The sequence below is a fragment of the Sphingobium sp. LMC3-1-1.1 genome, from assembly GCF_040676285.1.
Lineage (GTDB): Bacteria > Pseudomonadota > Alphaproteobacteria > Sphingomonadales > Sphingomonadaceae > Sphingobium.
The window spans coordinates 119,778-129,248 of sequence record NZ_JBEGHQ010000034.1; the positions used below are offsets into that span (position 1 = coordinate 119,778).

The window sequence follows — 9,471 nt, forward strand, 5'->3', positions numbered from 1 at the left end:
ATGGCTGACGAAAACGATATCCAGGCACAGGCGGGCGCTCCCGCCGCTGTCGAGGGCGGCGAGCAGACCGAAGGCCGTCGCGGCCGGGGTCGTGGCGGCGACCGCAACCGCGGCGAGCGTGGCGGCCGCGGCCGTCGCGACGACCGTCGCGGCAACCGTGACGAGGAACAGGGTGAAGAGCTGATCGAGAAGCTGGTTCACATCAACCGCGTCTCGAAGACCGTCAAGGGCGGCAAGCGCTTCGGCTTCGCAGCTCTCGTCGTTGTCGGCGATGGCAAGGGCCGTGCGGGCTTCGGCCATGGCAAGGCGCGCGAAGTGCCGGAGGCCATCAGCAAGGCGACCGCTTCGGCCAAGAAGGCGATGGTTCGCGTTCCGCTGAAGGAAGGCCGGACCCTGCACCATGATGGCCTCGGCCATTTCGGCGCGGGCAAGGTGACGGTTCGCTCGGCTCCGGCCGGTACGGGCATCATCGCCGGTGGTCCGATGCGTGCCGTGTTCGAAAGCCTCGGCGTCGCTGACGTCGTGACCAAGTCGAACGGCACGTCGAACCCCTACAACATGATCCGGGCGACGTTCGCGGCGCTGGGTGAGCAGGTCAGCCCCAAGGCGGTGGCGCAGCGTCGCGGCAAGAAGGTCGCCGACCTGCTTCGTCGCGGCGGCGCCTCGGCCGAAGTCGCCCAGGCCGACGCCGAAGCGATTGCGGAGTAAGACAGCATGGCGAAAATCAAGATCAAGCAGATCGGTTCGCCGATCCGCCGCCCGGAAGCCCAGAAGAAGATTCTGGTCGGCCTGGGCCTTGGCAAGATGCACCGCGTGGTGGAGCTGGAAGACACGGCGGAAGTCCGCGGTGCCATTGCGAAGCTGCCCCATATGGTGGCGGTGGTCGAAGGCTGAGTCCTTTCGATCATGACGAATGAAGCGGGAGAGGGGGAAACCCCTCTTTCGTTTTTTGAGAAAGGGCGCTAATGGCGCGTCCTCTTTGGTGGCTCCCGACTGGGAGCAGCGCGACAAAAGCGAAAGCGAGTGCACGAAATGACGAAGCTCAACGAACTCAATGACAATGCCGGTGCCCGCAAGGGCCGGATGCGCGTCGGCCGTGGTATCGGCTCGGGCAAGGGCAAGACCGCCGGTCGCGGCCAGAAGGGTGCGAAGGCGCGTTCGGGTGTCAGCATCAACGGCTTCGAGGGCGGCCAGATGCCGCTCCACATGCGGCTGCCGAAGCGCGGCTTCAACAACATCTTCGCCAAGGATTACGCGATCGTGAACCTGGGCGCGGTGCAGAAGGCGATCGACGCCGGCAAGCTGGACGCCAACGCCACCATCGATCACGCGGCGCTGAAGGCTGCCGCCCTTGCCCGCGGCGGCAAGGATGGCGTGCGCCTGCTGGGCAAGGGCGAACTCACCGCCAAGGTCAATCTGCTCGTCGCCGGCGCGTCGAAGGGCGCTGTCGAAGCCGTCGAGAAGGCTGGCGGCAAGGTCGAAGTGATCGCCGTCGTTCCGGCCGCTGAAAAGGCCGCTGCCAAGAAGGGCAGCGCCAAGGCTGCGAAGAAGGCGTGAATTAGGCCGTAAGGCTTGCAAGCATGGCCCCGCTGCCCGATATGGGTGAGCGGGGCCATGTGTTTTGGGGACTCCAGAACCCGCGCCGTCCATATCGAGTTGAGGCTGGGCCTGGCGACGGGCGCAAAGGCCATTTGGAATGGACGGAGTGCAATTCCCGGTTCGACAGTGCCTCATCACCCCGCTAAGGGGTTAGCGATTCCGCTCCGGGTTTTCCAATCCGGCAAGATGTTTTGAAGGGCAGCCAAGATGGCATCGAGAGCCGACCAGCTCGCATCCAATCTCAGCCTGGCGAAGTTCAGCCAGGCGACCGACCTCAAGAAGCGCCTGTGGTTCACGCTGGGCGCGCTGATCGTCTTCCGCTTCCTGAGCTTCGTGCCGTTGCCGGGCGTCGATCCGACCGCCTTGTCGCAGCTTTACAAGCAGACCAATGGCGGCATTCTCGACATCTTCAACACCTTCTCGGGCGGTTCGCTCTCGCGCATGAGCCTGATCGCGCTCGGCGTGATGCCGTACATCACCGCTTCGATCGTGGTGCAGCTTGCCGCCTCCCTCTCGCCGCAGCTTGCAGCGATCAAGAAGGAAGGCGAGAGCGGCCGCAAGAAGCTGAACCAATATACCCGTTACGGCACGGTCGGCCTGACCGCGGTGCAGGGCTATTTCATCGCCGTGGGCCTGGAAAGCTTCGGCGCCCAGTCGGGTGTGCAGGCCGTGGTCGATCCGGGCTATCTGTTCCGCGTCGCGGCTGTGATCTCGCTGATCGGCGGCACCATGTTCCTGATGTGGCTGGGCGAGCAGATCACCTCCCGCGGGATCGGCAATGGCGTGTCGCTCATCATCATGGCGGGCATCGTCGCACAATTGCCGGTGACGCTCAGCAATCTGTTCAAGTCGAGCAGCACGGGCGCAATCTCGGGCCTTGTCATCTTCCTGGTGATCGTGCTGGGCTTTGGCCTCATCGCCTTCATCTGCTTCATGGAACGGGCGCAGCGCCGGGTGCTGATCCAATATCCCAAGCGCCAGACGCGGCAGGGCCTGATGCAGGCCGACCGCAGCCATCTGCCGCTGAAGGTCAATACCGCAGGCGTGATCCCGCCGATCTTCGCCAGTTCGCTGCTGCTGATGCCGCTCACCATCTCGCAGTTCGCCGGGCGGACCGTCGCGGGCGAGAGCAAGCTTGGCGATTTCGTGCTGACGCTGAACCAGTATCTGTCGCACGGCAGCCCGGTCTATATGGGGCTTTACGGCCTCGGCATCGTCTTCTTCTGCTTCTTCTACACCGCCGTGGTGTTCAACCCGGAGGAAACGGCCGACAATCTGAAGCGCAACGGCGGCTTCATTCCCGGCATCCGTCCGGGCAAGAACACCGAAAATTATCTCGACTATGTGCTCACCCGCATCACGGTGATCGGCGCGGCCTATCTGGCGTTCATCTGCCTGGTCCCGGAATTCGTGATCGCGCGGGCGGGCATTCCCTTCTACCTTGGTGGGACTAGCCTGTTGATCGTTGTCAATGTTACGGTCGATACCGTGACCCAGATCCAGAGCCACCTGCTCGCCCATCAATATGGGGATCTGATCAAGAAGGCGAAGTTGAAGGGACGTCTGCGCTAGGCGGCGCGGAACGGAAAAAAGCGCGAAGAACAGGGGAGAATGCGCGACATGAATATCATTCTGCTCGGCCCGCCGGGCGCCGGCAAGGGAACGCAGGCGACGCGTCTGGTGGACAGCCGGGGCATGGTGCAACTGTCGACGGGCGACATGCTGCGCGCGGCGGTGAAGGCGGGAACGCCCGTCGGGCTCAAGGCCAAGGCGGTGATGGAGGCCGGCGAACTCGTGTCGGACGAGATCGTGTCGGGCATCATCGGGGAGGCGCTGGATGCCCTGGCGCCTGAAACCGGCGTGATCTTCGACGGTTATCCGCGGACCGAGGCGCAGGCGCATTCGCTGGACGGCATATTGGCCGACCGCAACCGGACGCTTGATCATGTGATCGAGCTGGAAGTGGATGAGGACGCCCTGGTGGAGCGTATCACCGGCCGTTTCACCTGCGCGACCTGCGGCGAGGGCTATCATGACAGCTTCAAGCAGCCGAAGGTCGAGGGCGAGTGCGACAAATGCCACGGGCATGAGTTCAAGCGCCGCCCGGACGACAATGAGGAAACCGTCCGCACGCGCATGGCCGAATATCGGGCCAAGACCGCGCCGATCCTGCCGATCTACGAAGCGCGGGGCATTGTTTCCCGTGTCGACGGCATGGCCGACATGGACGAGGTGACGGTCGCGATTGCCGCCATATTGGACGGCAAGAGCGCCTGAACTTCATTTTTCGCGCTCGATCATCACATCTGCCCCCTCGGCAAATGCGGCAATCGGAACTAGAGCGGGTTTCGATCTGATTGAATCAGATCGCCGCTCTGGATTCCTTGTTTGTAGCGATTTCTTAGCCAGCGATCGGTTCCCATCGCTTGGAAATCGCTCTAGGCTCGTCCTCCTGATCAGGGAGGGGGACCGCGATGGGAAAGCATCGGATCGGAATATGGGCGGGTATGGCGATGGCCGTGCCCGCCCATTCTGCTGTCACGGGCAGCAACGAACAGGGCTTCGCCGTCGAAAACAGCGTCGATGTTTCGGCTGATGCGGCCACAGTCTACCAGCTCCTGGCTCAACCTGCCCGTTGGTGGAACGGGCAGCACAGCTATAGCGGCGACGCCGCCAATCTCTCCCTTGATCCCGTGGCCGGCGGCTGCTTTTGCGAAAAAGTGCCGGGAAAGCCCGGCCAGCCCGGCAGCGTCGAACATGCGCGCGTGATCCATGCAGCGCCGGACCGCCTGCTGCGCCTCTCCGGGGCGCTGGGGCCATTGCAGGCCGAGGCGGTGACCGGGACGCTGACCTTTGACATCGTACCGAACGCCAAGGGCGTCCAGGTCAGGATGAGCTATGCCGTTGGCGGCTATCTCCGCACGGGCGCGGCGGGCATGGCGCCTGTCGTCGACCGGGTACTGGCCGAGCAGTTGCAAGGGCTGAAACGCGCCGCCGAATCAGGACAACCCTGAAGATGCTTCCCCGTGGATGGTCCCGACTGCGCTCCTCCCAAAACGGTACAGGTGCTGAGTTCCGGCAATGCCATCGGCCCCTATGTTAACCACGATATTAACGGAATGATTGCCGTAATGTTGCTATGTCCGCCGCATGACGGGGTCGCGTCCTTCCAATCGCCGCCTGACGGAACTGGACGCCTTGCGGGGGTTGGGTGCGTTGTGCGTGCTCATCTTCCATTATTCGACGCGATTTCACGAACTGTTCCCGCAGGCGGCCCATGTGCCCTTCAGCTTCCTGGGCGGCAATTACCGGGTGCTGCTGTTCTTCGCCATTTCCGGCTTCGCGATATTCTTCACGCTTGATCGCATCCACACGGTCGCCGATTTCCTGGTCAACCGTTTCGCCCGGCTCTATCCCGCCTATCTCGTCGCGATGCTGCTGACCCTGGGCATCGAATCCCTGGCACGGGTTTCGCAACTACTGGTCGGACCGGGTGCCGTCCTCGCCAATTTCACCATGTTGCAGGGCTTCGCCTTCCTGCCGGAGGTGGACGGCGCCTATTGGACGCTGACGGTCGAGATCGCCTTTTACGCCTGCATGGTGTCGATCTGGAAATGCAAGGGCCTCAAGCGGCTGGAGCCCGTGCTGATCGGCTGGCTGATCCTGCGCTGGCTCTACGCGCTCTGGCCAGGCATGCCGGAACGGATCGTGATGCTGCTGGTGCTGCGTTACGTGCCCTTCTTCATCATCGGCATGCTGTCCTATCGCGTATGGGCAGGGCAGCGGAGCTGGCGCCAGCAGGCACCCTATGCGGCGCTTGCGCTGCTCTCGATCGCGACGGTCGACAGTCCGGACATCCTGTTGGCGGGCGTCCTGTTGCTGGCGGCGTTCGCCACGCTGATCGCGGGGGGGCTGCGTTTCCTCCGGCTTCGTCCGCTCGTCTGGCTGGGGGGGATCAGCTATTCCTTCTACCTCATCCACCAGCATGTCGGCTTCGTCGTGATGCTGAAGATGGCGCAGGCGGGATATGGTCCCTGGACAGCTTTTGCGACGGCCTTTGCCGTGGCCCTGACCCTGGGGACGCTGATCAACCGGTTGGTGGAGCGGCCCGCCGGGGAAGCGATCATAGGCTGGTGGCGGGGGCATCGGCAAAGGGCTGTGCCCGCCGAAGGCACGCCGAGCCAGGCCTGAGCGACGCGGCTGCGCGGCCGAAGCCGATTTCACGCGCTGGACTGGCCTCCCCATGCTCGCCATTCACAACCAATTCAAGCAGCCCGCGTTATGCATGGCATGGATGCAGGACGAAGGAGAAAGGCAATGGCCTGGACCGGACGAAGGTTGCTTGCCGCGATCGGCCTTGCCGGCTCGCTGGCCCTTGGCGGTTGCGCTTATGACGACGGCTATTATGGCGGCGTGAGCGTGGGCAGCGGCTATTATGGCGGCGGCTATTATGATGATTATTGGGGCCCCGGCTATTATCGTCCAGGATATTATGGCGGCTGGTATGATGGCTACTACTATCCCGGAAGCGGCTATTATGTGTACAATCGCAGCGGTCATCGCCAGCGTTGGAATGATGGTCAGCGCCGCTATTGGGAAGGACGCAGGGATGCGCGCCGCGACGGGGGTTCGCGCGGCGACTGGAACAGTGGCGTGCCGCGACAGAGCTGGCGGGAGCGTTCCGGCGGCGACGGCAATCGATGGAATGGCGGCTGGAGGAATGCCCCGCAGGGCAATCCCGCTGCGGGCGCGCAGGCGACAGGAAGGGGATCAGGCGATATGACGACATCACGGGCTGACCGCAATTGGGGCGCGCCGCGCACGCGCGGGGACGGCGGCGCGCGATCCGGCGGCCGGTCCGGACGCGATGGCTGGCGGGGCCGGCGCAACTGATGCGGCTTGGGTCCACTGTGGTTCTCGGCCTGCTGCTGCTCGCGGCCTGCGATGGCCGGGAGGAGAGCGCTATCGACAATCTGGCCAATGGCGCCAATGCTACACAGGTCGAAAACGGCGTCCGGGCGGAGGCGCAGGCGGTGCTGGAGCCGCTGAATCCTCCTGCGCCCGGCATGCCCGGCGGCCTGCCGGTCAACCCGCAGCCGGTGGTGGAGGAAGACTCCATCGATCCCAAGGGCGCGCAGGGCGCCGCCCAGGTGGTGCAGGGCTATTACGGCCTGCTGGAGGAAAAGCGCTATAATGACGCGCAGGACCTGTGGAACGACAGCAGCGCCATGGGAGCGGAGGACGATGCGCGCTTTGCTGCCCGCTTTCGCGGGTTCAGCGAAATCCATGCCCAGGTGGGCGCCCCGGGCGTGATCGAAGGTGCGGCGGGATCGTTGTTCGTGACGGTGCCGGTGCAGGTCTATGGGCGTCTGGCCGCGAACGGCAAGCCCTGGTACCGGCTGCGGCAGGTTACCTTGCGGCGGGCCAATGACGTCCCCGGCACCAGCGAGGCGGATCGCCGCTGGCATATAGAGAGCGTCGGCCCCTATCAGCCACCGGCTGGAGAAGCGACGGAGACGGCGGGCAACGCCGCCTCCGCCACTGACGGGCCAAAATGATGCCGCAGGAAATGCCTTAGGAAATGGTCGCCTTCACGATCTTGCCCGGGGTCTTGGGCGGCTCACCCTTGGGCAGGGCGTCGACATGTTCCATGCCCGACGTGACTTCGCCCCAGACGGTGTACTGGCCGTCGAGGAAGGTGGCGTCGTCGAAGCAGATGAAGAACTGGCTGTTGGCGCTGTTCGGGTTCATCGCGCGGGCCATGGAGCAGACGCCCCGGACATGCGGTTCGCGGCTGAATTCGGCCTTGAGGTCGGGCAGCTTCGATCCGCCCATGCCGGTGCCCGTCGGGTCGCCGCCCTGCGCCATGAAGCCGGGGATGACGCGGTGGAAGACGACGCCGTCGTAGAAGCCGTCCTGGGTAAGCTGGGTGATGCGCTCGACATGGCCGGGCGCCAGGTCAGGGCGCAGCTTGATGACGACGTCGCCGCCGCTGTCGAGGGTAAGGGTCAGGGTGTCGTCGGCCATGAAAAATCCTCTTCCGGGGAAAATTGGGGAGATGGACCATATAGAGCGTTAGGGTCTAAACTCAATTACGGTGAGGTCGAGATGGAGACGAAAAAGCCCGCTGGGAGGGAGGGCGCGCCGCCAGATAGCGGGGCTATCCGGCAAGCGGCCGACCGCGCCAGCGGGCTTTTTCGTCCCACTCCTTCGGAGCAGGTTTGTCCGGGCGCTGCGGAGCGTCGAAGCGCTCGACCGGGCAAAGCGCCCGCTTCTCGCGCTTCTTCTCCCACAGCATCCCGGACAAGCCTGCCTCGATCCTCGCCGTAATTGAGTTTAGACCCTGAGACGGGGATGGAAGCCATTGCAATTATGACGGGCATGGGCAAAAGCAGCGAAATGCTACAGGAACCGGACAGTAGGGGACGCGATGAGCGAGCGAGCCGATTTGGCCGAACCCCGGCCGGACGATTTTGAGGACATTGCCGCCGGGCAGGTCGAATCCCGCCATGACGAGGATGATCGGCTGAAGGGCGAATTCGTCGATGCCGTTCTGGATGCGGTAGAGGCGGATGACCGGGAGCGTGCCCGCGAACTGGTGTCGCCGCTGCATCCGGCCGATATTGCCGACCTTCTCGAACTCACCCCGTCCGAACGGAGGGGCGAGGTGGCCGCGGCGCTGGGCGATCTGGTCGGTGCGGAGGTTCTGTCCGAACTCAACGACTATGTCCGCGACGACCTGCTCGACGCGCTGCTCCCCGAACAGGTGGCGGAGTTCGCTGCCGAACTGGACACCGACGACGCCGTCGCCATCATCGAGGATATGGAGGAGGCCGACCAGCAGGCTGTCCTCGACGCGCTTGATCCCGAAGATCGTGCCGCCATCGAAAGCGCGCTGTCCTATCCGGAGGAGTCCGCCGGCCGCCTGATGCAGCGCGATCTGGTCGCGGTGCCGGAACATATGACGGTCGGGCAGGTGATCGACTATCTGCGCGACAACCGCGACCTGACGACCGACTTCTGGGAAATCTTCGTGGTCGACGAAGCGCACAGGCCGATCGGTACCTGCCAGCTCAGCTGGGTGCTGACCTGCCCGCGCAGCGTCGCCATGGCGGACCTCATGAAGCGCGAACAGACGCTGATCCCGGTCGACATGGACCAGGAAGAGGTGGCGCTGCGCTTCCAGAAATATGCGCTGATTTCCGCGGCCGTGGTGGACGGCAGCGGTCGGCTGGTCGGCATGATAACGGTCGACGATATCGTCCACATCATCTCCGAGGAAGCGGGAGAAGACATTCTTCGCCTGTCGGGCGCGGGTGAGGGCGACATCAACCAGCCCATCCTGCAAACCGTGCGCACGCGCCTGCAATGGCTCGTGGTCAATCTGGGCACGGCCATATTGGCGGCCTCCGTGGTCGGGTTGTTCCAGGCGACAATCTCCAAATATGTCGTGCTGGCCGTGCTGATGCCGATCGTGTCGGGCATGGGCGGCAATGCGGGGACGCAGACCATGGCCGTCGCCGTGCGCGCGCTCGCCACCAACCAGCTCACCAGTTCCAACACCATGCGCCAGATCGTCCGCGAATTCCGCATCGCCAGCGCCAATGGCACCGCGCTCGGCATATTGATCGGCCTGTCGGTGGGATTGATCTACGGCAATCATGATCTGGGGATCGTTATCGGGCTGGCGATGCTGATCAACAATCTGGTGGCGGGGCTATCGGGCATATTGATCCCGGTCGCGCTGGACAGGGTGAATGTCGATCCCGCCGTTTCCTCCGCCGTGTTCGTGACGACGATGACGGACGTGATGGGCTTTTTCTCCTTCCTCGGCCTTGCCACGATATGGGGTTTGTAATCGGCCGGTCAGCG

The 9,471-nt window shown here is 63.9% G+C and carries 11 protein-coding genes; 10 read left to right on the forward strand and 1 reads right to left on the reverse strand.

All coding sequences use genetic code 11. The features are described 5' to 3' along the window. The 9 genes from rpsE to MRBLMC3_RS16805 all read left to right on the forward strand — a co-directional run bounded on the left by rpsE (nucleotide 1) and on the right by MRBLMC3_RS16805 (nucleotide 7,157). Complete coding sequence (gene rpsE / locus MRBLMC3_RS16765) at nucleotides 1-708, forward strand: 30S ribosomal protein S5 (RefSeq protein WP_133652665.1); 708 nt, start codon at nucleotides 1-3, stop codon at nucleotides 706-708. Between the two features lie 6 nt (nucleotides 709-714). Beyond that, nucleotides 715-894, forward strand: a complete 180-nt coding sequence (gene rpmD, locus MRBLMC3_RS16770) for a 50S ribosomal protein L30 (protein ID WP_133652666.1) — start codon at nucleotides 715-717, stop codon at nucleotides 892-894. 138 nt (nucleotides 895-1,032) lie between these two features. Beyond that, on the forward strand, nucleotides 1,033-1,557 hold the full coding sequence (gene rplO / locus MRBLMC3_RS16775) for a 50S ribosomal protein L15 (protein WP_025547286.1): 525 nt from the start codon (nucleotides 1,033-1,035) through the stop codon (nucleotides 1,555-1,557). Nucleotides 1,558-1,806: 249 nt separating this feature from the next. Next, nucleotides 1,807-3,171 carry a preprotein translocase subunit SecY gene (gene secY / locus MRBLMC3_RS16780; protein ID WP_363830640.1) on the forward strand — a complete coding sequence of 455 codons (1,365 nt, stop codon included), beginning with the start codon at nucleotides 1,807-1,809 and terminating at the stop codon, nucleotides 3,169-3,171. A 48-nt stretch (nucleotides 3,172-3,219) separates the two neighbouring features. After that, nucleotides 3,220-3,876 carry an adenylate kinase gene (locus MRBLMC3_RS16785; RefSeq protein ID WP_363830643.1) on the forward strand — a complete coding sequence of 219 codons (657 nt, stop codon included), beginning with the start codon at nucleotides 3,220-3,222 and terminating at the stop codon, nucleotides 3,874-3,876. 197 nt (nucleotides 3,877-4,073) lie between these two features. Continuing rightward, nucleotides 4,074-4,613 (forward strand): SRPBCC family protein, encoded by a 540-nt coding sequence (locus tag MRBLMC3_RS16790; RefSeq protein ID WP_363830646.1) that lies wholly within the window; start codon nucleotides 4,074-4,076, stop codon nucleotides 4,611-4,613. Between the two features lie 136 nt (nucleotides 4,614-4,749). Next, nucleotides 4,750-5,790 carry an acyltransferase family protein gene (locus MRBLMC3_RS16795; RefSeq protein WP_363830649.1) on the forward strand — a complete coding sequence of 347 codons (1,041 nt, stop codon included), beginning with the start codon at nucleotides 4,750-4,752 and terminating at the stop codon, nucleotides 5,788-5,790. 126 nt (nucleotides 5,791-5,916) lie between these two features. Beyond that, nucleotides 5,917-6,492, forward strand: a complete 576-nt coding sequence (locus tag MRBLMC3_RS16800; RefSeq protein WP_363830652.1) for a hypothetical protein — start codon at nucleotides 5,917-5,919, stop codon at nucleotides 6,490-6,492. Beyond that, nucleotides 6,492-7,157, forward strand: a complete 666-nt coding sequence (locus MRBLMC3_RS16805) for a hypothetical protein (RefSeq protein WP_363738623.1) — start codon at nucleotides 6,492-6,494, stop codon at nucleotides 7,155-7,157. The genes MRBLMC3_RS16800 and MRBLMC3_RS16805 overlap by 1 nt, the downstream gene beginning before the upstream one ends. Nucleotides 7,158-7,173: 16 nt before the next feature. Here the strand turns inward: MRBLMC3_RS16805 and MRBLMC3_RS16810 are convergent, their stop codons facing one another. Beyond that, on the reverse strand, nucleotides 7,174-7,626 hold the full coding sequence (locus tag MRBLMC3_RS16810) for a peptidylprolyl isomerase (protein WP_363738625.1): 453 nt from the start codon (nucleotides 7,624-7,626) through the stop codon (nucleotides 7,174-7,176). Nucleotides 7,627-8,029: 403 nt separating this feature from the next. Between MRBLMC3_RS16810 and mgtE the strand changes: the two genes are divergently transcribed. Next, entirely contained in the window at nucleotides 8,030-9,457 is a 1,428-nt protein-coding gene (gene mgtE, locus MRBLMC3_RS16815) for a magnesium transporter (protein WP_363738627.1), read from the forward strand. The last annotated feature ends 14 nt before the right edge of the window (nucleotides 9,458-9,471 follow it).

Excerpts from the sequence above, each read along its gene's own strand:
- secY (WP_363830640.1), top strand. The coding sequence starts at position 1,807 with ATGGCATCGAGAGCCGACCAGCTCGCATCCAATCTCAGCCTGGCGAAG.
- MRBLMC3_RS16785 (WP_363830643.1), top strand. The coding sequence starts at position 3,220 with ATGAATATCATTCTGCTCGGCCCGCCGGGCGCCGGCAAGGGAACGCAG.
- rpmD (WP_133652666.1), top strand. The coding sequence starts at position 715 with ATGGCGAAAATCAAGATCAAGCAGATCGGTTCGCCGATCCGCCGCCCG.
- MRBLMC3_RS16800 (WP_363830652.1), top strand. The coding sequence starts at position 5,917 with ATGGCCTGGACCGGACGAAGGTTGCTTGCCGCGATCGGCCTTGCCGGC.
- MRBLMC3_RS16805 (WP_363738623.1), top strand. The coding sequence starts at position 6,492 with ATGCGGCTTGGGTCCACTGTGGTTCTCGGCCTGCTGCTGCTCGCGGCC.
- MRBLMC3_RS16810 (WP_363738625.1), bottom strand. The coding sequence starts at position 7,626 with ATGGCCGACGACACCCTGACCCTTACCCTCGACAGCGGCGGCGACGTC.
- rplO (WP_025547286.1), top strand. The coding sequence starts at position 1,033 with ATGACGAAGCTCAACGAACTCAATGACAATGCCGGTGCCCGCAAGGGC.
- mgtE (WP_363738627.1), top strand. The coding sequence starts at position 8,030 with ATGAGCGAGCGAGCCGATTTGGCCGAACCCCGGCCGGACGATTTTGAG.
- MRBLMC3_RS16790 (WP_363830646.1), top strand. The coding sequence starts at position 4,074 with ATGGGAAAGCATCGGATCGGAATATGGGCGGGTATGGCGATGGCCGTG.
- rpsE (WP_133652665.1), top strand. The coding sequence starts at position 1 with ATGGCTGACGAAAACGATATCCAGGCACAGGCGGGCGCTCCCGCCGCT.
- MRBLMC3_RS16795 (WP_363830649.1), top strand. The coding sequence starts at position 4,750 with ATGACGGGGTCGCGTCCTTCCAATCGCCGCCTGACGGAACTGGACGCC.